Origin of the sequence: Ruminococcus sp. AF17-22AC (genome assembly GCF_003460065.1) — a bacterium.
Taxonomy (GTDB): domain Bacteria; phylum Bacillota; class Clostridia; order Lachnospirales; family Lachnospiraceae; genus Blautia_A.
Window position 1 is genome coordinate 36,501 of record NZ_QRXT01000006.1, and the last position, 25,262, is coordinate 61,762.

The following is a 25,262-nucleotide window of genomic DNA, read 5'->3' on the forward strand; positions in this document are numbered from 1 at the left end:
AGAGGAGAGACACTTTTATGAGCAGTATTGTTATTGCATTACCCAAAATAGAAGATGCCAAAAAAATCCGCAGCGTTCTTGAACGTCACGGATTTACGGTAGCCTCTGTATGCAGTACTGCATCAAGTGCCCTTTCGAATGCCTCGGAACTTGGAAGCGGTGTTCTGATCTGCGGACATCGTCTGCTGGATATGAACTATCTGGATCTGTCTGAGTGTCTGCCGAGAGATTTTGAAATGTTGCTGCTGGCATCAGCGAGGGTGATCTGTGAAGTACCATCCTCTATTCTTTCAGTGGAGATGCCGATAAAGTCCGGTGATCTGGTCAACACGGTCAGCATGATCCTGATGCAGCAGGATCGCAAGAGACGTAAAGAAAAAAAGAAACCCAAACTTCGTTCGGAGAAAGAACAGAATTATATTTCCAATGCGAAGATGATGCTGATGCAGCGAAATCATTTAAATGAAGAAGATGCATACAGGTATATCCAGAAATCCAGTATGGATTCCGGAACGAATATGGTGGAGACAGCACAGATGCTTCTGATGCTGTTGTATGAAAGCTGATACAGCAATGATGGAAGTAAGGAACGGATTTTTTTGATCCGGACTTCACAATATAAAAAGACGAGATATATGGAGGATGAGGAAATGGAGTTTTTGAACGGTATTTACAAAAAAGAAGTAACCGAATGGGATGAACTGTTAGGTACTTCTCTCTTAAATCAGGAAGTTATTCTGGAAGGAGCCGTTCACAGCATCCGTAATATGGGCGATGTGGCTTTTGTGATCCTGAGAAGAAGAGAGGGACTTTTTCAGACTGTTGTTGAGAATGAAAAAGCAAATCTTTCCGTTCATGATCTGAAAGAAGCGATGACTCTCCGTGTAAAAGGAATTCTGAATGAGGAAGAAAGAGCTCCTCATGGAAGAGAAATCCGTATCCGGGAGGTAGAGATTCTTTCAGCACCGGCAGAACCGATGCCGCTGGCAGTTGACAAATGGAAATTAAATACTTCTCTGGAGGCAAAACTGAATTTACGTCCGATCGCACTCCGTAATGTGCAGGAGCGCTCCAAATTCAAGATTCAGGAAGCGTTGACACGTGCTTTCCGTGATTTCCTCTACGAACAGGGATTTACTGAAATCCATACACCGAAGATCGGGGCAAGAGGAGCCGAGGGTGGTGCAAACCTTTTCAAATTCAGCTATTTCCACAAACCGGCTGTCCTTGCACAGAGCCCGCAGTTTTACAAACAGATGATGGTAGGTGTTTTTGATCGCGTGTTTGAGACCGGACCGGTATTCCGTGCCGAGAAACATAATACCAAACGTCATCTGAACGAATATACCAGTCTTGATTTTGAGATGGGATATATTGACGGATTCGAAGATATCATGGGAATGGAAACAGGATTTCTTCAGTATGCGATGGAACTGCTTAGGAAGGACTATGCAAAGGAACTTCAGATCCTTAAGATCGAACTTCCGAAAGTAGATCAGATTCCGGCGGTACGTTTTGACAAGGCAAAAGAACTTGTCTCTGCAAAATATAACCGCAAGATCCGTAACCCGTATGATCTGGAACCGGAAGAAGAAGCACTGATCGGAAGATATTTCAAAGAAGAATATGATGCTGATTTTGTTTTTGTAACACATTATCCGTCAAAGAAACGTCCATTTTATGCAATGGATGATCCGGCAGATGATAAGTTTACATTAAGCTTTGATCTTCTGTTCCACGGACTGGAAGTAACAACCGGAGGCCAGCGTATCCATGATTACAATCAGCTCAAAGCGAAGATTGCTGCCCGTGGTATGGAAGAAGATGGTATGGAGCAGTATCTGGATACTTTCAAACATGGAATGCCGCCGCACGGAGGTCTTGGTATCGGACTGGAGCGTCTGACTATGCAGCTTCTTGGTGAGGAGAATGTCCGTGAAGCATGTCTGTTCCCGAGAGATCTGAACAGACTGGAGCCGTAGGATAAGCAGGAGGAACAAAAATGGCAAAGATCATAGATGATGAAACAATAGAAAATGTATGCATTCTTGCGAAACTTTCTTTAAATGAGGAAGCAAAGGAAAAAGCAAAAGAAGACATGCAGAAGATGCTGGATTATGTGGAAAAGCTGGATGAACTGGATACCAAAGGGGTTGAACCGCTTTCACATATCTTTGGTGATCAGAATGTATTCCGTGAAGATGTGGTAACAAACGGAGACAATAAAGAAGCAATGCTTGCAAATGCACCGAAGGCAAAAGAAGGACAGTATCAGGTACCGAAGACCATCGGATAACAGAAGTGATCCGGATAGAGGAGAAAAATTATGGAACTGGAAACAATGACAGCATTAGAACTGGCTGCAAAGATAAAACAGCGTCAGATCCATGTAGTGGATGGCGTGAAAGCAGTCTTTGACCAGATTGAGAGTAAAGAAGAAACGGTGCATGCTTACCTTGACCTTTATAAAAAAGAAGCATATGCACGTGCAAAAGAAGTGGAAAAAGGAATTGCAGACGGCACTTATGCAGGTCCGCTTGCCGGTGTTCCGATCGCAATAAAAGATAATATCTGTATCAAAGGAAAGAAAACAACCTGTGCGTCCAGAATCCTTGAGAATTTTGTTCCACAGTACAATGCGGAGGTCATTGACCGTCTGGAAAAAGCAGGAATGATCATTATAGGTAAGACAAATATGGATGAGTTTGCCATGGGAAGTACTACAGAGACTTCAGCTTACGGAGTGACAAGAAACCCGTGGAACACAGAACATGTTCCGGGCGGCTCTTCCGGTGGTTCCTGTGCGGCAGTTGCAGCAGGAGAAACGTTTATGGCACTCGGATCTGATACCGGTGGATCTATCCGTCAGCCGAGCTCTTTTTGTGGTGTGACCGGAATTAAGCCAACTTACGGTACCGTATCCCGTTATGGTCTGGTTGCCTATGCGTCTTCGCTGGATCAGATCGGACCGGTAGGAAAGAATGTGGCAGACTGTGCCGCTCTTCTTGAAGTGATTGCCGGACATGATCCGAAAGACAGCACTTCACTTGAAAGAAATGATCTGGATTTCAGTAAGAGTCTGGAAGAAAAGAAACTTCTCGGTATGAAATTCGGTGTGCCGAAAGAATTTCTTGCAAAAGGTCTTGACCCGGAAGTGAAGGATTCTTTTATGAATGTGTTGAAGACACTTACCGAACAGGGCGCAATCGTAGAGTTTTTCTCCGTAGAGACTATGGAATATATGATCCCTGCATATTATATCATTGCCAGCGCAGAGGCAAGCTCAAACCTGGAGCGCTTTGACGGTGTGAAATATGGTTATCGTGCAGCTGAGTATGAGGGATTGCACGACATGTATAAGAAAACGAGAACAGAAGCTTTTGGTGAGGAAGTCAAACGTCGTATCATGCTTGGATCATTTGTATTAAGTTCCGGATATTATGATGCATATTATCTGAAAGCACTGCGTACAAAAGCTCTGATCAAGAAAGAGTTTGATCAGGCATTTGAAAAATATGATGTGATCCTTGCACCGGCGGCACCTTATACAGCACCAAAGATCGGGGAAAGTCTGAAAGACCCGCTTGCCATGTATCTTGGTGATATTTATACCGTTGCAGTCAATCTCTGTGGTCTGCCGGGAATCACGGTTCCATGTGGAATGGACAAAGCCGGAATGCCAATCGGTATCCAGATGATCGGTGACTGTTTTGCAGAGAAGAAGATCCTCCGTGCAGCCGCTGCCTATGAGGCAGTCAGGGGAGCGTTCCCGACTCCGGAGAAAGGAGGCAAAAAGGCATGAAACAGTATGAGACAGTCATTGGCCTTGAAGTCCATGTAGAACTTGCAACAAAAACAAAGATTTTCTGCGGATGCTCTACAGAGTTTGGTGGCGCTCCGAATACACATACCTGTCCGGTCTGCACCGGTATGCCGGGTTCTCTGCCTGTTCTGAACCGTCAGGTAGTAGAATTTGCACTGAAAGCCGGACTTGCAGCAAACTGCCAGATCAACCAGTACTGCAAATTTGACAGAAAGAACTATTTTTATCCGGATAACCCGCAGAACTACCAGATTTCCCAGTTGTATCTGCCAATCTGTCATGATGGATGGGTAGAGATCGAAACTTCTGCCGGAAAGAAAAAAGTCCGCATTCATGAAATGCATATGGAAGAAGATGCCGGTAAACTGATTCATGATGAATGGGAAGACTGCTCACTGGTTGACTACAACCGAAGCGGTGTGCCGCTGATCGAGATCGTTTCCGAACCGGATATGAGAAGCTCAGAAGAGGTTATTGCATACCTTGAAAAACTGCGCTGTATGATGCAGTATCTCGGTGTATCCGACTGCAAATTGCAGGAAGGTTCCATGCGAGCTGACGTCAACCTGTCTGTTCGTGAAGTCGGAAGTGAATCTTTTGGAACAAGAACAGAGATGAAGAACCTGAACTCCTTTAAGGCAATTGCAAGAGCCATCGAGGGAGAAAGAGAACGTCAGATTGAACTGATCGAAGAGGGAAGAACTGTTATCCAGGAAACACGTCGCTGGGATGATAATAAAGAATCTTCCCATGCAATGAGATCAAAAGAAGATGCCAAAGATTACCGTTATTTCCCGGATCCGGATCTTCCACCGATTCATATATCTGATGAGTGGATTCAGCAGATACGTGAATCACAGCCGGAACTCAGAGAAGAAAAGCAGCTTCGTTATCAGTCAGAATATGAACTGTCCGCATATGACGCAGGAATTCTTACAGAGTCCAGACATCTTTCGCTGCTGTTTGAAGAAGTGGCAAAGCTCTGCGGCAATCCGAAGAAAGCAGCCAACTGGTTTATGGGAGAAGTTCTCCGCCTTACCAAAGATAAAGGACTTGATGTAGAAAAAGTTTCCTTTGCACCAAAACATCTTTCAGATCTGATTTCCATGGTGGAGAAAAAAGAAGTAAGCGCCCAAAATGCAAAGAAAGTCTTTGAAAAAGTCTTTGAAGAAGACATTGAGCCGGTAGCTTATATTGAAGAACACGGTCTGAAAATTGTTGAAGACACCGGACTTCTCAATGATACATTGCAGAAGATCATGGATGAGAATCCGGGACCGCTGGAAGAACTTCTTGGCGGTAAAGAAAAAGTTTTCGGATTCTTTGTCGGTAAGATGATGAGGGAACTGAAGGGCAAGGCAAGTCCGGATGCAGTACGCGAGGCTCTTGTAAAAGAAGTAGAACGAAGAAAGAATCTGTAGACAGATTAGGAGAGAATATTATGGTTACAGTAAATAAAAATTACCTGAAGCTTCCGGGAAGTTATCTTTTTTCCACAATTGCAAAGAAAGTAGCTGCATATCAGGAAGCAAATCCGGATGTACAGATCGTACGTCTGGGAATCGGAGATGTCACACAGCCGCTGGCACCGGCAATTATCAATGCGCTGCATAAATCCGTTGACGAGATGGCTAATGCAGAAACATTTCATGGATATGCACCGGATCTCGGCTATGAATTCTTACGCAGTGCAATTGCAAAAAACGATTACGAAGCACGCGGATGTGACATTCATGCAGATGAAATCTTTGTTTCTGACGGAGCAAAGAGTGATTCCGGTAACATTCAGGAAATCTTTGGTATTGAGAATAAAGTAGCTGTTTGTGACCCGGTTTACCCGGTTTATGTTGACACAAATGTTATGGCAGGCCGTACCGGAGAGTACAATACAGGAAGAGAAAACTTTGACGGTGTGATCTATATGCCGTGTCTGGAAGAAAACGGATTTCTTCCGGAATTTCCGACAGAGACTCCGGATCTGATCTATCTCTGCTTCCCGAACAATCCGAGTGGTGCGGCAATCACAAAGGATAAGCTTCAGGAATGGGTAGATTATGCAAATAAAAATGGTGCAGTGATCATTTATGATGCGGCATATGAGGCTTATATTACAGAAGAAAATGTTCCGCACAGTATTTATGAATGTGAAGGTGCACGTACCTGTGCGATCGAGCTTAGAAGCTTTTCAAAAAATGCCGGATTTACAGGTGTCCGCCTTGGGTTTACCGTTGTTCCGAAAGATCTTATAAGAGAAGGTGTTGCACTGCATGACCTCTGGGCAAGACGGCATGGAACAAAATTTAACGGTGCACCGTATATTGTACAGCGCGCCGGTGAAGCTGTTTATTCTCCGGAAGGAAAGGCACAGCTGAAAGAGCAGGTTGCATATTATATGAAAAATGCACATACGATCTACAACGGACTGAAAGAGGCAGGATACTCCGTATCAGGTGGCGTGAATGCACCGTACATCTGGCTGAAGACTCCGAACAATATGAGCTCCTGGGATTTCTTTGATTATCTGCTTGAAAATGCACATGTAGTAGGTACACCGGGATCAGGATTTGGTGCTCATGGAGAAGGCTTCTTCCGTCTGACTGCTTTCGGAAGCTATGAAAATACACAGGAAGCCCTCAGAAGAATCAAGGCATTATAAAAATTTGAATAAACAACCATGCCTTTGGGCAGTGTAAAGAGGTGGTTTTTGACAAACTGCCTCTTTTTCGTTGCCATACGAAAAAATATACCGTATAATCGTAGTGAAATATTTTAAGAATATACGTAGTATTCAGCAGTCAGTATCCCGTAACTGTGCGGGAACTGAACAGTTAAGAAAATACCCGATCCGGGACCAAGGAGTTGTTACAGATGTACATAGAAACAACAGAAAAATTACTGGAATTTATAGAGAAAAGTCCGACTGCATTTCAGGCAGTGGATGAAATGAAAAAACGATTTACGGAAGGTGGATTTCAGGTGCTTTCGGAGAGAGAACACTGGAATCTCATACCGGGTGGAAAATATGTAGTGACCAGAAATAATTCCGCACTGATTGCTTTTGCCATACCGGAAGATCCGCCGTTTGCATTTCATATTATGGCAAGCCACAGTGATTCTCCGACATTCAAGATAAAAGAAAATCCGGAAATGAAAGTGGACGGCAGCTATGTAAAACTGAATGTGGAAAAATATGGCGGAATGCTGATGGCACCGTGGTTTGACCGTCCGCTTTCCATAGCCGGCAGAGTCATTGTCAGAGAGAATGGCGGACTTGTAGAAAAGCTGGTAAACATAGAACGCGATCTGGTGATGATCCCGAATCTTGCTATTCATATGAATCGTGAGGCAAACAACGGAACCGCATATAATCCGCAGAAAGATATGCTGCCTCTTTTTGCAGCAGAAAATACAGACAGAACGCTGCTGGAAATGATTGCAGAGCAGATCGGGGCCGACAGATCAGATATTCTCAGCCACGATTTATTTTTGTATAATCGTATGCCGGGTACGATATGGGGCGTAGATCAGGAATTTGTTTCTTCCGCACGGCTGGATGACTTGCAGTGTGCGTTTTCTTCTATGGAGGGACTTCTGCGGGCGGAAACGAGAGAAAATATCGCAGTACATTGCGTGCTGGATAATGAAGAAGTCGGCAGCAGCACGAAACAGGGGGCGGCATCTACTTTTTTGAAGGATACACTTCTTCGTATCAATACAGGGCTTGGCAGAACTTATGAAGAATATCTGATGACTCTTGCCGGAAGTTTTATGGTTTCGGCGGACAATGCACATGCGCTTCATCCGAATTATGCAGACAAAACAGATCCGGTGAATCATCCTGTTCTGAATAAAGGGATTGTTATCAAATACAATGCAAATCAGAAGTATTGTACAGATGCCGTGTCTGCGGCAGAGTTTATAGAGCTTTGTGCAAAGGCGGATGTTCCATATCAGACATTTGTAAACCGGTCTGATATTGCCGGGGGGTCGACACTGGGCAATATTTCCAATACACAGGTTGCCATGAATACAGTAGATATCGGACTTCCGCAGCTTGCCATGCATTCTCCTTATGAGACTGCAGGCGTAAAAGATACAGAATATCTGATCCGGGTGGCAGGGGAACTTTTTGCATAACAGATTGCCATATAGAGTAGAAAAGAAGGACAATACAATGAGTGATAAAAAAGCAGTTTTTTTTGATGCGGATGGAACTATCTGCGATATGGAAAAAGGAGTACCGGACAGTGCAGTAGAATCAATCAAAAAGCTGGTTGCCAACGGACATCAGGCATGGCTCTGTACCGGAAGAAGCCGGGCGTTTGTATCCTGGTATCTGGAACAGATTCCGTTTACAGGAATCATCAGTGCATGTGGTGCGACCATCGAAAAAGACGGAAAAAGACTGTATAATAACGAAAGAACACCGGAGGTAGCAAAGCTTTCTGTTGAGATACTTCGTAAATATGGGCTGATTCCGGTCATGGAAGGTGCCGACTATATGTATTATGATAAGGATGAATATACGACAGATGTGAACTGGTATACTGATCTGATCACAGAATCACTTGGAGAAAAGTGGAGACCGATCTGTGGAAATGAAAACTGTATGCACATCAACAAGATCAGTGCAAAGAAACAAAAAGGATGCAATGCGCAGCAGGCATGCGCAGAACTTTCTCTGTATTATGATATGATCTATCACGAATCTAATAACTTTGTGGGAAATACGATTGAAATGGTTCCGAAGGGATGTAATAAAGCAGTCGGAATTGCAGCAGTCTGCAGGATTTTTCATATCGCATGGGAAGACACGATCGTATTCGGAGACAGTAACAATGATCTGTCCATGTTTGAATATGCAGCAACAAAGGTGGCAATGGGAAATGCTTCACCGAAGATTAAAGAACTGGCCGATTATGTAACGACGGATATGTTCCATTACGGTATTCGTAACGGACTTGAACATTTAGGGCTTATATAGAAGGAGAAAATATGAAATACGGAAAAATAAGAATCGAGGATGGTAATCTCATTTTTTCCAAACATATGATGATGAATTATCTTCCATGTAAAGATATCTTATGGGCTTACAAAAGAAAAGAAGGAGTAGAAGGCGGGGCACAGAAGCAGTTCAGTACCAGTTCGCTGGTCATAATTACACGCCGTAAAAAAAGATACCAGTTTGATCTGACGGACCGTGAGATTCAGGATTGTATTCAGTTATTGAAAGCACTGAATCCGAACATTGTGACAGGATTTCCGAAAGGCGGCAGGATTCCGCTCCAGAGTCTTCCGAATACAAGAGATCTGGGTGCACTGATGACATCAGACGGACGCCATATTCTTCCGCACAGACTTCTTCGAAGCGGAACACTTTATCATATTTCGATTGCAGATCAGGATACTCTGATGAAAGACTATCATCTGACGACTGTGATCGACTTCCGCACAAAATCGGAAGTTCTGGAAAAACCGGATATAGTTATGGAGGGAGTACAATACTGCGATATACCGATTGTGGACGAGGAAACGACCGGCATTACCAGATCCGGAAAACTGGATGAGATTATAAAAAGTTTTAAAGATATTCCGGAAGATTTTGTACTGAACCAGTATGCTTCACTGGTGCACGATTCCTACAGCGTCAGACAGTATGCGCGTTTTCTGGATGTATTGCTTCATCAGGAAGAAGGGGCAGTATTGTGGCACTGCAGCATCGGCAAAGACCGTGCAGGTGTGGGAACGGCGCTTCTCCTATGTACACTTGGGGTTCCGAGAGAGACAATCTATGAAGACTATATGAAAACAAATCTTTATCTTGATGAGGAAATGAATCATATGGTTCGCTATCTGGAGTCAAAGATGATCGTGGACAACCAAACCATGGACAAGATACGTCTGCTTTATCGTGTAAAAGAAGAATACCTTGACTGTGTATTCGAAACCATCGAAAAAGACTATGGTTCAGTTGAACAGTTTATGAAAAAAGCACTGTACATGAATCCGAAAACGATCGAGGCTCTGCGCAAAAAATACCTTGTATAAAAATACAAAAAAGTGTTTTAAAATTGTAATGTATACAAAATTTTGCATTGACAAACGATGTAATATTGCTATAATGATAAACATGCAGACAATTTTACGATGGAATTGTTTAAAAGATTAAAGTATTGAAAACACTGCTGTAAATGCAGTGAACAGTAACTTGAAAGCAGGTGCGTTATGCAGAAAAGAATTTTGTCCCTGTTAGTAGATAACACTGCCGGTGTATTAAGTCGTATTGCCGGTCTTTTCAGCCGCAGAGGTTATAATATTGACAGTCTGACAGTCGGCGTGACTGCGGATGAACGATATTCCAGAATGACAGTCGTATGCAGTGGAGACACGATGATTCTGGAACAGATTACAAAACAGCTCGCAAAGCTGGTAGATGTAAGAGATATTAAGGTTCTCGAACCGGATAACAGTGTAAGCCGAGAACTGGTACTTGTGAAGGTCGCAGCGCGGCCGGAGCAGAGAGAGGGAATTATTTCCATTGCAAATATTTTCCGTGCCAATGTCATTGATGTCGGTAAGACTTCTTTAGTCATTGAGATGACCGGAAGTAAGAGTAAGCTCGGTGCTTTTATTGACCTTCTCGGTGAATATGAGATACTGGAACTTGCAAGAACAGGTATCACAGGACTTTCGCGTGGTGCCAGCGATGTAAAATTTCTGTAGGATGCAGGGCATTTTACATAGTAGTTTATTACGTTTGCTAAGGGGTACAGCCCTTTAACGATAAATATTATTTTACGAATAGCTTAGGAGGAAACAAAGATGGCAAACAGGATTTTTTACCAGGAAGACTGTAATTTAGGATTACTGGATGGTAAGACAATTGCGATTATCGGTTATGGCAGCCAGGGACATGCACATGCGCTGAACTTAAAGGAGTCCGGATGCAATGTCATTGTTGGTCTGTATGAAGGAAGCAAGTCCTGGAAAAAAGCCGAAGAACAGGGCTTTAAAGTATATACAGCAGCAGAGGCTGCAAAACAGGCTGACATCATCATGATCCTGATCAATGATGAAAAACAGGCCAAACTTTACAAAGAAGATATCGAGCCGAACCTTGAAGAAGGCAACATGCTGATGTTTGCTCATGGTTTCAACATTCATTTTGGATGTATCGTTCCACCAAAATATGTCGATGTTACTATGATTGCACCAAAAGCACCTGGACATACAGTAAGAAGCGAATATCAGGCTGGAAAAGGAACTCCTTGTCTGGTAGCTGTAGAGCAGGATTATACAGGAAAAGCACTTGACAAAGCACTTGCTTATGGACTTGCAATTGGTGGAGCAAGAGCTGGTCTTCTTGAAACTACATTCCGTACAGAGACAGAAACAGACCTTTTCGGAGAGCAGGCAGTTCTCTGTGGTGGTGTTGTTGCACTTATGCAGGCTGGTTTCGAAACACTTTGCGAAGCCGGATATGACCCGAGAAATGCATATTTCGAATGTATCCATGAGATGAAATTGATCGTTGACCTGATCTATCAGTCAGGATTCGCAGGAATGAGATATTCCATCTCCAATACTGCTGAGTACGGCGATTATATCACAGGACCGAAGATTGTTACAGCAGAAACAAAGAAAGCTATGAAACAGATCCTTACAGATATCCAGGATGGTACATTTGCAAAAGATTTCCTGCTTGATATGTCTGATGCAGGAAAACAGGTTCATTTCAAAGCAATGAGAAAACTTGCTTCCGAACATCCGTCAGAAAAAGTTGGCGAAGAAATCCGTAAACTGTACAGCTGGAACGGCGAAGACAAGCTCATTAACAACTAAGTAAATTTTCGATTATAACGGCACATCCTTTTGGATGTGTCGTTTTTTGACGTATCATCCTGTCAAAACATGACGAACGAATTTTATTGACTTTTATGCGCTCAGAGCATAAGATTAAACCATCTTAAGACAATCTTGATTTTATCAATCAATGCAGATCTGCAAAAAATCCATTTATTTTTGTATTTTATTCCACGATAAGAAAGCAGGTGATTTATGCGAATTGCGGAAAAAGCCGCAAGAATTTTACTGACTGTGATCGGCTTTTTCGGTCTTGCTGTTTTTTTTCTACCGAAGATTGGTATTTCTGTGGATATTGTTATGTCTGGTTCTATGGAACCGACGCTAAAAACAGGAGGAATTGTTTTTACAGATACAAAAAGAACAGAGCCATCTGTCGGAGATATTGTGACGTTTCAAAATGCGCAGGGAAAAGTCAGTCACAGAGTAGTTGCAAAACAGAAACAGAGTTACATAACAAAAGGTGATGCAAATAATATGGAGGATGTATCACTGCTGGAACCGGAACAGATCATAGGAACGGTGATCCTGACAGTTCCACTTGTAGGTTATGCAGCAGAGCTTTTAAAGGAAAAAACAGTGGGAATGCTGTTGCTGCTCATGATCTTTCAGGAACTGGTCTTTCTGGTAATTGAATGGAAAGGAGAGCGCATCGAAAAAAGGCGCAGAAAACAAATATGAAAAAAAATACAGTGAAAATTATGGCACTGGCAGGAATTTTATGTCTGGCATCAGTTGGAGGCGTGTCTGCGTATCTGACGGATTATGAGAAAGTATCCAATGAGTTTACAGTCGGAAAGGTTGATATTGAATTGAAAGAGCCGGAATGGAAACCTGAAGAAAATAGGATAATTGAACCGTCAAAAGTAATTCATAAAGATCCGCAGATTACGAACACAGGAACAAATGATGCATTTGTATATATGGAAGTTTCAATTCCGATGGCGAATGTGGAGGCGGCAGCGGAAAGTGGTGACCGCCTGGGGAAAAAGGTACAGGAATTATTTTCTTTTGAAGCGAAAGCAAGCTGGATGCAGCTCAATGCGCAGAATATAGAAAACCGGAGGGTATATACATATGCGTACAAAAAAATACTGAAACCGCAGGAAACTTCGGAAGCTTTATTTGATACTGTAAAGTTCCTGAATCTGATTGAGGGGCAGCTGGACGGACAGACACTTGAAATTCCGGTCAGAGCCTATGCGATACAGACATCTTATACAGGTGGCAGTTCCGATAATCTTCCGGAACAGATTAAAGCAGCCTATGAAAAATATGTAAATCAGAACAGGGAGCAGGATGGAAAAGTAACGGAATAGCAGAAAGCAGGAAACAGTATGACAGGAAGGAAGAAGAGAATCACAGCTCTGGCAGCCGCAATGGGGATTCTGGTAACTGTGCAGGGAATTGCAGCATATCAAAGTGCTTTTGATACAGCAGAAAATATCATATATGTGGGAAATAATACAACTGGAATCGGAGAAGAATTTCCTTCTCCGACGCCGGTTGTACCGGATAAGAATACGGATATTACGAAAAAAATATGGGTAACAAATCGTGAACAGGGTGCGGAGGGAATGAGCGTAGACTGTTTTGTGCGCGTTTCTCTGGCGTATTCAAACAGTGATATCGGCAGGGCTGTCACGATGAAAGGGCAGAATACGACTGACTGGGTATACAGTGATGATGGATTTTATTATTACAAAAATGTATTGAAAGAAGGAGAATCGACCAGACCATTATGTACAGGATTTATGGTGGAAGCGGAAAAAATTGAAAAAACATACTGGGAGAAATTGAAGGATTTCCAAATTCAGGTGTATGAGGAGTCTGTAGAGGCAAAACCATATGAGTCCTGTCAGGCAGCATGGGAGGCTTATGAAAAACAGGGCTGAGAAGGCAGGTGGACATGTGAAGAAAAAAAGAAAAATGCTGGTTGGAATTCTTGCTGCGCTGCTTTGTATGGCAACAGGTGCTTATGGTTATTTTTCGGATAGTCTGGAAATCAAAAATCATATTACCATGGGCGATATTCGGATAAATATGACAGAGTTTGCGCGAAAAGGGAACGGAGAAGTGAAATATCGTGATCCGGCATATATATTTCCTGGTGAACGGATTTCAAAGATTCCGCGTATTAAGAACAGGGCTCTTCCATGTTGGATACGGGCGCATATCAGTTACGGAAGTGATAAAGACGATATGGAAATGCTGAGTGACCGTAATATAGAAGGAATTTCAGCAGGGTGGATAAAGCGAGGGGATTACTATTATTATACGAAGGTTTTGAAAAAACAGGAATCTGTGGATCTTTTTCAGAGTGTATCTGTTCCAGCGGGATGGACAGAAGAGCATAGTGGGCAGAAACTGAATATTACCGTGCAGGCGGATGCGATACAGGCTGCTAATTTCAAACCGGATTTTAACGCCATGTCACCGTGGGAAAATCAGGAAATTCAGGATTGTGTCCATGAAACAAATGGAACAATGATCTGCAAAAAGGGTGAACGAAAACTGTCTGTGGAATTTCAGGGAAAAGCACACAAACTGATTGCAGTCCCGGATGATTTCTTTGCGAATTTGGAAACAGCAATGCCTGGAGACGTTCTGGCAGATACAGTAAAGGTGTCAAATACGACAAAGAAGGATGCGGAGATTTTTTTCAGAATCAGTACAGAGGGAAGATCAAAAGAAAAAATGGATATGCTGAAAAATATCTGCTTTCAGATTTCCATGGGAAAAAATGTACTTTACAGTGGAACATTGGATGCTGCAAAACTTCAAAAGAATCATTCGCTTGGAGTTTTTAAAAGCAAAGCGTCAGGTGAACTTAAATTCTCACTGGAAATTCCGAAAGAATGGGATAATGCATGGGCTTTAAAGAAAACAGATGTTTCGTGGATATTTTCTGTTCAAGATGAAACTTCTGAGATGGATACGACAGAAGAACAAAACGAAAATGAAGATCAAAGCTTTTCCGGGGATTCTTTTCAGTCATCTGTTAAGGATACTGGCAGCAAACAGAAATCGTCCGTAAAAACAGGTGATCCCATGCCGGTAGAACTTATGCTCTTACTGTTTCTTGCAGCTGGCATCAGTATACCAGTCATAAAAAAATGGAAAGGGGCGAAAAAATCATGAAAAGAAAAATCACGGGTATCTGTCTTATGGTTGTGATGATTTTAAGTTTGTGGTATGGAATGTCGCTGCCTGTAGAATCAGCAGCAGCTTTTTCGGAAACAGAACAGGCTGTGGATCTGAATCAAAGTATGGAAGGTTTGGAAAATGGAGCGGACAGTGAGGAAGATGAGACAGGGGACACAGAGGACACAGCAGAAGACGAAGCAGATGGAGAGAATGACACAGATGAAATTATTATTGATGCTGAGGAATGTGAAGAGAATCTGACAGAAGATATACCGGACGAAGATGCAGCGGCGGAATTCCCGGATATATCGATTGAGACAGCGGATAATGACAATGGAGCAGAGGAAGTGTTTTCGGCAGAAGGAGATGAAGTCGATGAATTTGACACAGCAGATCCTGAAGCAATGGTTGCAAGAGCAACGAGCAGCGTTCCGGTGAAATGGGTAGCTGCTGATTATCAGATGAGAAGCGAATATGCATTTACTTATGCTTTCCGGGCAAATACCAGCAGTCTTGTTTCTATCAGCAGGTATAATGGAACTTTGAATACTAAAATGCATAACTGGTATGGCGATGAACGTGGATTTACGGAAGAATACTGTAAAACATTTTTGGGATGCGTAATTGATGATCAGGATTATGCAGATCCTATTACTGCCATATATAGTAATGTAGGGGAGTATAATGGGAAAATTGTAGATTTGAAAGTGACAGCAGTGAAATGGGGACCTGTAAATAAAAATCATATAGGAAATGATGGAAGAAATATTATTCCATGTATATTGTTTTACAAAAACAGAATTGCATTTAATACAATTGGAGTGGGAACTGTAAGATTTCGTTTTGAATTTCTGGATCATGCAACACAGAATAAAATTTCTCCGAAAGGACATGTGACATTGAAGGATCTGGATGCAGGACAGGGAATTCGTGTTTATGATGGTTGGGGTGTAAATCGGATTTATCTGCGCAAAGGCTATAATTATCTGAAAAAAACAACGGCTATGATTGCAAATGGCGCTGTTTACAATGAGCTGACAAGTCCGGAAGGAGAAGATATTGATACTGATGATGTGAAAGCATGGTGCCAGCTTGACTTTGACGGATACTTTATGCTGAACTGGAATTCTCAGGAGAGCTGGAACAATGAGACGTATCCGCAGAATGCGTTTTTTCTGACAACAGGGAAAACAGTAGGTACATATGAACCGAACCCCAAACCGGAAAAAAGAGTGGGAAATGACGGTGCTGCTTATAACAGTATGACAAAACATGAATCTACGCGGACAGATCCTCCATATGGCATAAAGGAAGGAAAAAATTATGATTATGTGATTGCGCAGAGGCTGATGCCTGGCTCCTACAGCTCTTTTGTTCTGAAAGATACACTGGATTCCTGTCTGAAATTCAGAAGTGGAAGCGTTACAACTTCAGCAGGAAAAGATGTGACATCCAGATTCAGAATTGAGAATACGAAAAATACGATTACATTTACTGCAAACACATCTTATCTGAAAAGTGAAGAGGCATTTAATGATGTGACATACTATTTTCGGATAAAAGTTACAGCCGGAAGTAATACAGTAATAAGTTCGCATAATCATATAAGTCAGAATGGAAGTGCTTATTCGATTGAAAACAAGGCGTCCAGAACAATTGTATCAGATAAAATAAAGGATACGCAGCAGACAAATTCTTCGTGGGTAAAAGGAGAAATTCCGAGAGAAATTCCGGACGGGCAGATTGTGATCACAAAAAGAATCAGAGAGCAGGACATTATATGGGCGCATGGAAATCCTGTTTTTCGATTCTGTGTGACCGGAACAGATGGAAAAGGAATTTCGCATGCATATGAGGATTTTGTGGAGTTTCGTAAGGGTGAATATCCGACAGATAGAGGATATGCGGTGTTGAGCTGTACGTTTTCGACTATTCCGCTGGGAAGGTACACGGTCAGTGAGAAGAAAACTTTACGTTATGTATTTGAAAGTATTACAGCACAGACGGCAAATGTGAGTCTGAATGACCGGACAGGAACAGTAACACTTGACAAAAATAATAAAAAAGCAGCAGTTACATTTACAAATAAAAAGACAAAATATGACAGGTATAGTCATACAGATGTTATACGCAATAAAATCAGTATCCGGCACTGAAACGGATAGAAGAAAGTATAGAGAAAACGGTTGCAAAACCGCAGGCTGCTTGATATAATAATCCTCACCGGGGTATGGCGTAGCTTGGTAGCGCGCACGGCTGGGGGCCGTGAGGTCGCAGGTTCAAATCCTGTTGCCCCGATTGAGGACAGAATGTCGAAAAGCTTTGAGATACAGTTATGTATTTCGAAGCTTTTTACTATATTAAATTAGCCCTGATGCATTGAATTTATGTAAAAGATATATTATAATGTAACATGTGATAGGTTGAGTAACGGACATAATTTCAAAATCACAGAATATGAATCGAAAAAGGAGAAGAGACATGAAACGATTAAAAAAAATCATGGCAATGCTGCTACTCATGCTTCTTGTAGCATCACCGGTTGTTTTAGCAGCATCACAGCCGGTTGAGGTGCAGGCAGCAGCTAAAACGGTACTTAAAAACAAATATTATGGTTACGAAAACGGCAAAAGAGTTCGCAATCAGTGGCGTACAATTAAAGTTGGCAACAGAAGTTTTAGATTTTACTTTGACAAAAATGGCAGAGCATATCATGCAGACAGGAACTATGTAGGAACTACCGGAATTGTTGTAAAAAAAATTAACGGCAGATATTACGGCTTTGACTATCAGGGACACATGATGAAGGGGATTCGTTGTGGAATTACTTCTGAAGATGCAATGCCGGGACTGTATTACTTCAATTCAAATGGTGTGTTTAACAGACAAAAAACAACTGTATACAGAAATGCATCAAAAACATACAAGAACGCAAGACAGATTAAAAAATTACTTGGCAAATACAGTAAAATGCATATCAGCAAAGATTCATGTTTTGGAAACGGCTCTGATGTAACTTATATTTATGGCAGCCTTGCACTGAGTGTGTTCCGTCCGGCAGGAAAGGGAGCAAGTGCTGAAGTTGTAGAAGGTATTATGCAAAGAGATTAAGAAAGAGGAGAAAAATAAATGAAAATGAATAAAAAAATTACCGCAATGATTCTCAGTGCTGTGATCGCAGCAGCTCCGGTGGCAGCTCCGGTTATGGAAGCACAGACAGTTGTAGCAGCTACTACAACCACAAAAACTTTAAAAAATACGTGGAGTAAAGATGGCAGATATTATTACGACCAAAATGGCAGAAAAGTTACCGGTGTAAAGAAAATTGGCAGATATACGTATGTTTTTGCAAAAAACGGCAGACTGGTGACAAACAGACCGTATTACAGATACAATTCCAGAATTTATTATAAAATTGCGAGAAATGGACGTGCGACCAGACTGTCAGCTGTCGAGACACTGGCAGCAATTCGTTATCAGAGATGTGGTAACAACCTGAAAAAGGCATTTAACTGGTCTTCTTCTCTGCGTTATGTAGCAAATTACAGAGTCGCAAGAAAAAATGCAATCTACTATGCTCAGTATGGTTTCCAGAGAGGATGTGGTGACTGTTATGTACAGGCTGCTACATTCTATCAGATGGCAAAAGTTGCAGGATATAATGCAAAATATGTGAGCGGTTATGTGGCAAAAGGTAAAGGTAAAGCGCCACATGCATGGGTTGAAATCAAAATCAGAAACAGAACTTATGTATATGATCCAAACTTCCAGAGTGAGTATGGCAAAAAGGGTTACACCGGATATCAGATCAGATACGGACAGAAGGGAACTCTGAAATATTATAAAACAAAATAAGAGACAGCAGGAGAATTAAAATAATGAAGAAAAAAATTGTAACAGTTTTAATGACAGCAATGCTTGGAAGCAGCATTTTATTTGCACAGACAGCTATGGCAGCAGATACCGCAGAACAGACAGAAGACACTGCAAAAGCAGATGAGACTTCTGAAGAAAAAACAGAAGAATTAAAGACCATCGGTGAAAAACCGGAGAAAGAGACAGAAGGCATTCTGGATGTCAAACTCAAAAACCTGACTGGCAAAGTGATTACCGGTTTTACCATTAAGAATGAAAAAGATGAAAAGTATCCGGATAACTTTCTGAAAGAAGACGACAAGTTTGCAGCAGACGAAGAACGCGAACTGTGGTTTGATCTGAATAAAAAAGATGAAACTTCAGATGCAGAAAAGACAGAGGATGCCAAGACAGAAGAAAATGCTGAGAATACAGAGGAAAAAGAAATTCCGAAATATAATATTCAGCTTACTTTTGAAGATGGAACAACATCTGAAATCCATACATTCCCGTTTGGGGATACAGAGGAAGCAGAACTTCATCTGGAAGGAAGCGTAGCATATCTTGTATTTGACAGCGCCAGCCAGAAGAAATCTATTAATACTCTGGAAAACGAAAAAGCTCTGGCACCGACACCTACTGCTGCTCCGGTTGCGCAGCCGGCAACGGAAAGCTACGACAATAGCTATGATTATAATGAAAGCTATGATTATGATAACAGTTATGATTACGATGACAACAGCTATGATGCTGCAGGATCAGATGACAGTGGATCAGATGAGGGTGGTTCCGCTGACGGCTGTCTGGATAATGCAATTTTAAATTAAATGAAAAGAAAAGGGCAGGGCGCTGCATTAAGGAATTAGTGCAGCGCCCTGTTATGATTTGCTCAGGAGAATTATTATGTCGTTAGTATCAAATCTTTTTTTGCTGTTTGTGGCTGCATCTGTACTGGTTTATTACATAGTGCCTCATAAATGGCAGTGGCTGGTACTTCTTGTATTCAGTTACATTTATTACGTAGCGGGTGGTCCGAGATTTGTTGTGTTTATCCTGTTTTCTACGATCGTCACATGGATTGCTGCACTTATGATCGAAAAAATGGAAGCGCAGGAAAATCATAAGACAGCACGGAATATATTGATTCTTGGCCTGATTTTAAACTTTGGTATGCTTGGGGCAGTTAAGTATACTAATTTTGCAATCGAAAATCTGAATGCGCTGTTTCATATGAATTTAAGGGGTATGGCAATCCTGCTTCCGCTTGGAATATCATTCTATACTTTTCAGTCATCCGGCTATCTTCTGGATGTCTACTGGAAACGATGTGAGGCTGAGAAGCATCCTCTGAAATATGCATTGTTTGTATCTTTCTTCCCGCAGATCCTTCAGGGGCCGATCGGAAGATACAGCCGTCTTGCAAATCAGTTTTATGCACCACATAAATTCGAGGGTAAAAATATTGCCAGAGGGTTTGAGCGTATTTTATGGGGCTTTTTCAAAAAGATGATCCTTGCAGACTGGGCGGCGGTATTTGTAGATGAGATTTTTGCAAATCCGGATCAGTACAGCGGACTTGCACTTATTGGAATTCTTTTGTATACGCTTCAGCTGTACGCAGACTTTTCCGGAGGAATGGATGTTGTTATTGGTATTGCGTCTATGTTTGGAATCGAACTGGATGAAAACTTCAAGCGTCCGTTTTTTGCAGTTTCTGTTACAGATTTCTGGCATCGCTGGCACATTACGCTTGGTACATGGATGAAAGATTATGTTTTTTACCCGGTTACATTGTCGCGTTGGATGGGAAGCTTTAGCAAATGGGCGAAAAAAGTCTTCGGCCGAAAGACAGGTCGTACACTTCCAATCTGTCTTGCAAATATTATTGTTTTCTTTGTAGTTGGTGTATGGCATGGCGCAGCATGGAAATATATTATTTATGGTCTGTATAACGGCCTGATCATAGCGTTCAGTGGTCTTATGGCAGGTAATTATCGCAGCTGGAAAAAGAAACTTCATATCAGCGGAAAGGAAACATGGTATTATGTGTTCACGGTGATCAGGACATTTATCCTTACTGTGATCAGTATGTATTTTGACCGTCCGGACGATATGGGAGTTGCACTGCATATGATGAAACTGTCAGTGACCAGATTTAACCCGTCACAGATCTTACAGATTGCGGCAGGCAAGCAGGGAACCGCATTCACACCATATGCGCTTCTTATCCTTGCAGTAGGATGTGTGATCTTATTTGTAGTCAGTGTACTTCAGGAGAGAGGTATGAAGATCAGGGAATCTCTGGCAAAACTTCCTCTTCCTGTTACAGTTGCAGTATATTTTTGTCTGCTGGTTTCCATCGGATTCTTTGGTTCCACAGCGGTAGCGAGAGGTTTTATTTATGCACAGTTCTAAAAAAATATTAAAAACAGTTCTTGTACTTGTAATATGTGGTATCCTTCTAAAAGGGCTGGATACTGCACTTTATCCATGTACATTTATGAGAAATGATGTTCATGCTGTCGTCAGCGAACAGTTTGATGATATTATTCTGGGCACCTCTCATGGAAAAATGGATATTGATCCTGAAGTGATGGAAGAAATCACCGGAAGAACAGGACATAATTTATGTGTGGGCGGAGAATACGGAATTGATGCGTATTATCTTGCCCGACTGGTTGCTGAGAAACAGAATCCGAAAAGAATTATTTATGAAGTGGATCCGGGATATTTTGTTTCAGAGAAAGAAGAAGGCAACAATTACCTGCTGTTTTATCATGAATTTCCTTTTTCAAAGGCAAAATTGGAATATTTCTGGAACTCAATCGCAAAATGTAATTTCCGTACGATCCTGTTTCCCTGGTATGAATATTCTCTAAGTTATGAAGTGCCAAAAGTGAAGGAAACATTCCTTCAGAAAATAAAAAAGGATTACAGCATTACAGATCTTAAGAGCGATTCACAGAAATATCATGAGAGCGGTTTTATCGAGAGATATCCAGTGGACATTTCTAAACTGAAAAAGACAGATATCAAATTATATGAAGATGGCAAAGTAACTCCGTCCAATATGAAATATCTGAAGAAGCTGATAGATTTCTGTAAAGAGAATGATATTGAATTTGTGGCAGTAACAACACCGGTTCCAATTGCGACACTGAAAGACCACAGCGACAATTACAATGCCGCATGGAAATATTTCGGTAAATTCTTTGAGGAACAGGGTGTGGATTATATCAATTTTAATACACAATATTTTAAAGCATTCACACATAATGCAAAGGCATATACCGATTATGACGGTCATATGAACGGAGATGCTGCAAGAGCATACTCAAAAGTCCTTGCACAGGTACTGAACCAAACAGAGTCGGCAGACTGACTGAAAGAAAGAAGGGAGAAAAATGAAGAAAAACATTCTGGAATATCTGGAGAAGTCGGCACAAAAATATCCGGATAAAACTGCGTTTGCAGATGAAAATACCTCCTGTACTTTTAAGGAACTGGAATGCACAGGCAGAAAGATAGGAACAGCGTTGAGCAGATATATTGCTCCGAGAAATCCGATTCCGGTTTTTATGGAAAAGAGCGTTGAGACAATAGGTGTGTTTATGGGAGCTGTCTATGCAGGCTGTTTTTATGTTTTGATTGATACGAAACAGCCGGCCAGCCGTCTGAATCAGATTCTGGATATTCTGCAAAGTGAAGTCATCATCACATCAGAAAAATATTTAAAGGATCTGGAAAAACTGGGCTTTGAGGGGAAGGTTCTTATGCTTTCGGAGCTTAATGCTGTACAGGAAGATCCGATAGTACTGGAGACCATCAGAAATCAGGCAGTAGATGTAGATCCGCTGTATGGTATTTTTACTTCGGGTTCTACCGGAACTCCTAAAGGTGTTGTTGTGGGACATCGTTCAGTTCTGGACTTTATTGACTGTTTTACGGAGCTGTTTAATATTACAGAAAAGGATGTTATCGGAAATCAGGCGCCGTGGGATTTTGACGTATCTGTGAAGGATATTTATTCCGGGCTGAAGACCGGTGCAACTGTACAGATTATACCGAAACAGTTATTTTCTTTCCCGACTAAACTGATCGATTTTCTGATTGAGAGAGAAGTTACTACATTAGTATGGGCAGTTTCTGCATTGTGCATTATTTCAACTCTGAATGGATTTGAATATAAGGTACCGGAAAAGATAAATAAAATTCTATTTTCAGGTGAAAGCATGCCGGTGAAGCATCTGAATATCTGGAGAAAATATCTTCCAAATACGATGTATGTAAATATTTACGGTCCGACAGAAATTACCTGTAACTGTACATATTACGTTGTGAACAGAGAATTTCAGCCGGGTGATGTCCTTCCAATGGGAAAAGCTTTTCCGAATGAAAAAGTATTCCTTCTGGATGAAGAGAATCACCTTGTGGAAGAAAGAAATCAGAATGGAGAAGTATGTGTAACCGGAAGTGCACTTGCACTTGGATATTACAGAAATCCGGAGCAGACAGCAAAGGCTTTTGTACAGAACCCGCTTAATGACAGATATCTGGAACCAATGTATCGTACCGGCGATCTGGCGTATTATAATAATCTGGGTGAACTATGCTTTGCAACAAGAAAAGATTTTCAGATTAAACACATGGGACATCGGATCGAATTGGGAGAAATAGAGGCATCAATGGATAAAATCCCTGAGATAATAAGAAGCTGCTGTCTGTTTGATCAGGGTAAAAGTAAAATTGTAGCTTTCTATGAAGGAAATGTTGAGCGAAAAGAGATCGTCAGAGCATTAAAGCAGTATTTGCCAGCGTTTATGGTTCCAAATGCATTTCGTCAGGTGGAACAGATGCCGCTTACTAAAAACGGAAAAATCGACCGCAAAGCACTTATGACAGAATATCAGGAGGACAACAGGTAATGTCAGAATACAGATTTATGAACCAACTGATAGAAAAAGAACATATACCGACACCGGCATATGTCTTTGATCTGGATAAAATGAAAGAATTCGCTGAAAAAGTCAAAAGATGTCTGACCGGGAAAGCAGAAATCTGCTATGCGATGAAAGCAAATCCATTTCTGATAAAACCGATGCTGGAGATTGTTTCTTCTCTGGAAGTATGCTCACCGGGAGAATTTCGAATTTGTGAAAGAGCCGGGATTCCAATGGAAAAAATTGTACTTTCAGGCGTATACAAAAATCCGGATGATATAGCTTATATGCTGGATACTTACGGAAACAGGGGAACTTATACAGTGGAGTCACTTCAGCATCTGGAAGTACTGAATGATACTGCAGTCCGCCACGGAATAACCCTGTCGGTTCTGATACGTGTTACAAGTGGAAATCAGTTTGGTATTGATGAAGCGGAAATACGTAAAATAATTTCAGAAAGAGAAAAATATACAGGTATAGAGATTGAGGGAATACAGTTTTATTCCGGAACACAGAAAAGAAATCTGTCTCAGATGCAGGAAGAACTGAAACATCTGGATACTTTTATCAGAGAGTTAGAGGAAATCGGTGGGATGGAGATCAGGACACTTGAATACGGTCCGGGATTCTTTGTACCATATTTTGTGAAAGATAAAAGTATGCGGACAGAAGAACTTCTGGGAGAATTTGTAGAAATTCTTGATGGATTGCAGTTTAAAGGCAGGATCGTTCTTGAAATGGGCAGGTTTCTGGCTGCCTCCTGTGGATATTACATCACATCGATTGTAGATATGAAAGTAAACAAAGAACAGCCATATGTAATACTGGATGGAGGTATCAATCATTTAAATTATTATGGACAGGCAATGGCGATGAAACATCCGTACTGCAGTCAACTGGACTTTGAAGGCCATGAAAAGACCGGGGATGAAGAACAACACTGGAACTTATGTGGTGCACTTTGTACAGTCAGTGATGTGATCGTAAAACAATTTCCACTGCGAAATCCGAAAATTTGTGATATACTGGTTTTTGAAAGAGTAGGTGCATATTCTGTAACAGAAGGAATTTATCTGTTTCTGAGTCGTCCGCTTCCGAAAATCTATTTCTGGACACAGGCAGATGGACTTCATTTAGTGCGGGATGGCATACATACTGATATTTTAAATTCAGAAAATTAAAGGGAGAACTAAAATGGAAAAATTAATTGAAATTCTGGAAGACATTCAGCCAGACGCAGATTATGAAAACTGTACAACTTTAATCGATGATGGTATTTTGGATTCTTTTGCAATTCTGTCTATCGTAAGTGAATTACAGGATGAATTTGACATCACGATCACTCCGGCAGATATTATTCCGGATAACTTTAATTCAGCAAAAGCACTTTGGGATATGGTGTGCAGATTAAAAGGCTGATATCAGAAAAATGTGGGGACGCTCTGCTTACGGCAGGGCGTTTTTGCATATTCAGGGCTATGCGGAAGTAAATTCCCACTTGACAATCATCCGTTGACATGTTAGTCTTTATGCATCGATAAAATATGCGAAATGCTTTGATGAGGAATAGTACGTGAGGACTGGAGCACAGAGAACTGTCGGGTGGTGCGAGACAGTAGAAGGAATTCATG

General features: G+C 41.5%; 24 protein-coding genes, 1 tRNA gene and 1 other annotated feature (1 of these 26 only partly in view). All 25 genes read left to right on the forward strand.

All coding sequences use genetic code 11. The annotated features are described in order from the left end of the window. Window positions 1-17 precede the first annotated feature (17 nt). The 25 genes from DWW86_RS10235 to DWW86_RS10355 all read left to right on the forward strand — a co-directional run bounded on the left by DWW86_RS10235 (window position 18) and on the right by DWW86_RS10355 (window position 25,050). Complete coding sequence (locus DWW86_RS10235) at window positions 18-566, forward strand: ANTAR domain-containing response regulator (protein ID WP_117942997.1); 549 nt, start codon at window positions 18-20, stop codon at window positions 564-566. Window positions 567-650: 84 nt separating this feature from the next. After that, window positions 651-1,982 carry an aspartate--tRNA(Asn) ligase gene (gene aspS, locus DWW86_RS10240; RefSeq protein ID WP_117942998.1) on the forward strand — a complete coding sequence of 444 codons (1,332 nt, stop codon included), beginning with the start codon at window positions 651-653 and terminating at the stop codon, window positions 1,980-1,982. A gap of 20 nt (window positions 1,983-2,002) precedes the next feature. After that, entirely contained in the window at window positions 2,003-2,296 is a 294-nt protein-coding gene (gene gatC / locus DWW86_RS10245) for an Asp-tRNA(Asn)/Glu-tRNA(Gln) amidotransferase subunit GatC (RefSeq protein WP_015543113.1), read from the forward strand. Window positions 2,297-2,326: 30 nt separating this feature from the next. Beyond that, window positions 2,327-3,802: an Asp-tRNA(Asn)/Glu-tRNA(Gln) amidotransferase subunit GatA gene (gene gatA / locus DWW86_RS10250; RefSeq protein ID WP_117942999.1), complete on the forward strand. Its 1,476-nt coding sequence runs from the start codon at window positions 2,327-2,329 to the stop codon at window positions 3,800-3,802. Then, complete coding sequence (gene gatB, locus DWW86_RS10255) at window positions 3,799-5,244, forward strand: Asp-tRNA(Asn)/Glu-tRNA(Gln) amidotransferase subunit GatB (RefSeq protein ID WP_117943000.1); 1,446 nt, start codon at window positions 3,799-3,801, stop codon at window positions 5,242-5,244. Before gatA ends, gatB begins: the two co-directional genes overlap by 4 nt. A gap of 20 nt (window positions 5,245-5,264) precedes the next feature. Beyond that, window positions 5,265-6,479, forward strand: a complete 1,215-nt coding sequence (locus tag DWW86_RS10260; protein WP_117943001.1) for an LL-diaminopimelate aminotransferase — start codon at window positions 5,265-5,267, stop codon at window positions 6,477-6,479. Between the two features lie 212 nt (window positions 6,480-6,691). Continuing rightward, on the forward strand, window positions 6,692-7,960 hold the full coding sequence (locus DWW86_RS10265; protein ID WP_117943002.1) for a M18 family aminopeptidase: 1,269 nt from the start codon (window positions 6,692-6,694) through the stop codon (window positions 7,958-7,960). Between the two features lie 37 nt (window positions 7,961-7,997). Continuing rightward, the gene (locus tag DWW86_RS10270; RefSeq protein WP_072520906.1) at window positions 7,998-8,807 is read left to right on the forward strand and encodes a Cof-type HAD-IIB family hydrolase; all 810 of its coding nucleotides are present in this window, start codon (window positions 7,998-8,000) and stop codon (window positions 8,805-8,807) included. Window positions 8,808-8,818: 11 nt separating this feature from the next. After that, window positions 8,819-9,871, forward strand: a complete 1,053-nt coding sequence (locus tag DWW86_RS10275) for a tyrosine-protein phosphatase (RefSeq protein ID WP_117943003.1) — start codon at window positions 8,819-8,821, stop codon at window positions 9,869-9,871. Window positions 9,872-10,048: 177 nt separating this feature from the next. After that, window positions 10,049-10,546, forward strand: coding sequence for an acetolactate synthase small subunit (gene ilvN, locus DWW86_RS10280; protein ID WP_072520908.1), 498 nt, complete (start codon window positions 10,049-10,051; stop codon window positions 10,544-10,546). A gap of 99 nt (window positions 10,547-10,645) precedes the next feature. Further along, window positions 10,646-11,665, forward strand: a complete 1,020-nt coding sequence (gene ilvC, locus DWW86_RS10285; protein ID WP_015543106.1) for a ketol-acid reductoisomerase — start codon at window positions 10,646-10,648, stop codon at window positions 11,663-11,665. 216 nt (window positions 11,666-11,881) lie between these two features. Next, window positions 11,882-12,367, forward strand: coding sequence for a signal peptidase I (locus DWW86_RS10290; protein ID WP_117943004.1), 486 nt, complete (start codon window positions 11,882-11,884; stop codon window positions 12,365-12,367). Further along, a complete protein-coding gene (locus tag DWW86_RS10295) occupies window positions 12,364-13,005 on the forward strand; it encodes a SipW-dependent-type signal peptide-containing protein (RefSeq protein ID WP_117943005.1) in 642 nt (213 codons plus the stop codon). The genes DWW86_RS10290 and DWW86_RS10295 overlap by 4 nt, the downstream gene beginning before the upstream one ends. A gap of 18 nt (window positions 13,006-13,023) precedes the next feature. Continuing rightward, entirely contained in the window at window positions 13,024-13,581 is a 558-nt protein-coding gene (locus tag DWW86_RS10300; RefSeq protein WP_117943006.1) for a hypothetical protein, read from the forward strand. After that, window positions 13,565-14,827, forward strand: a complete 1,263-nt coding sequence (locus DWW86_RS10305; RefSeq protein ID WP_117943007.1) for a hypothetical protein — start codon at window positions 13,565-13,567, stop codon at window positions 14,825-14,827. The genes DWW86_RS10300 and DWW86_RS10305 overlap by 17 nt, the downstream gene beginning before the upstream one ends. Continuing rightward, window positions 14,824-16,989: an isopeptide-forming domain-containing fimbrial protein gene (locus DWW86_RS10310; protein WP_117943008.1), complete on the forward strand. Its 2,166-nt coding sequence runs from the start codon at window positions 14,824-14,826 to the stop codon at window positions 16,987-16,989. The genes DWW86_RS10305 and DWW86_RS10310 overlap by 4 nt, the downstream gene beginning before the upstream one ends. A 68-nt stretch (window positions 16,990-17,057) precedes the next feature. After that, window positions 17,058-17,131, forward strand: a tRNA-Pro gene (locus DWW86_RS10315). A gap of 183 nt (window positions 17,132-17,314) precedes the next feature. Continuing rightward, window positions 17,315-17,944 carry a hypothetical protein gene (locus DWW86_RS10320; RefSeq protein WP_117943009.1) on the forward strand — a complete coding sequence of 210 codons (630 nt, stop codon included), beginning with the start codon at window positions 17,315-17,317 and terminating at the stop codon, window positions 17,942-17,944. An 18-nt stretch (window positions 17,945-17,962) separates the two neighbouring features. Next, window positions 17,963-18,688 (forward strand): transglutaminase domain-containing protein, encoded by a 726-nt coding sequence (locus tag DWW86_RS10325; protein ID WP_117943010.1) that lies wholly within the window; start codon window positions 17,963-17,965, stop codon window positions 18,686-18,688. A gap of 23 nt (window positions 18,689-18,711) precedes the next feature. Then, entirely contained in the window at window positions 18,712-19,515 is an 804-nt protein-coding gene (locus tag DWW86_RS10330) for a hypothetical protein (protein WP_072520916.1), read from the forward strand. A gap of 76 nt (window positions 19,516-19,591) precedes the next feature. Next, a complete protein-coding gene (locus tag DWW86_RS10335) occupies window positions 19,592-21,103 on the forward strand; it encodes an MBOAT family O-acyltransferase (RefSeq protein WP_117943011.1) in 1,512 nt (503 codons plus the stop codon). After that, entirely contained in the window at window positions 21,090-22,070 is a 981-nt protein-coding gene (locus DWW86_RS10340; RefSeq protein ID WP_072520918.1) for a hypothetical protein, read from the forward strand. The genes DWW86_RS10335 and DWW86_RS10340 overlap by 14 nt, the downstream gene beginning before the upstream one ends. A 22-nt stretch (window positions 22,071-22,092) precedes the next feature. Further along, a complete protein-coding gene (locus DWW86_RS10345; protein ID WP_072520919.1) occupies window positions 22,093-23,613 on the forward strand; it encodes an amino acid adenylation domain-containing protein in 1,521 nt (506 codons plus the stop codon). After that, window positions 23,613-24,812: a diaminopimelate decarboxylase family protein gene (locus DWW86_RS10350; protein ID WP_117943012.1), complete on the forward strand. Its 1,200-nt coding sequence runs from the start codon at window positions 23,613-23,615 to the stop codon at window positions 24,810-24,812. The genes DWW86_RS10345 and DWW86_RS10350 overlap by 1 nt, the downstream gene beginning before the upstream one ends. A 13-nt stretch (window positions 24,813-24,825) precedes the next feature. Next, window positions 24,826-25,050 (forward strand): acyl carrier protein, encoded by a 225-nt coding sequence (locus DWW86_RS10355; RefSeq protein WP_072520920.1) that lies wholly within the window; start codon window positions 24,826-24,828, stop codon window positions 25,048-25,050. Window positions 25,051-25,178: 128 nt separating this feature from the next. Continuing rightward, window positions 25,179-25,262 (forward strand) — a binding site (T-box leader) (it continues 170 nt past the right edge of the window).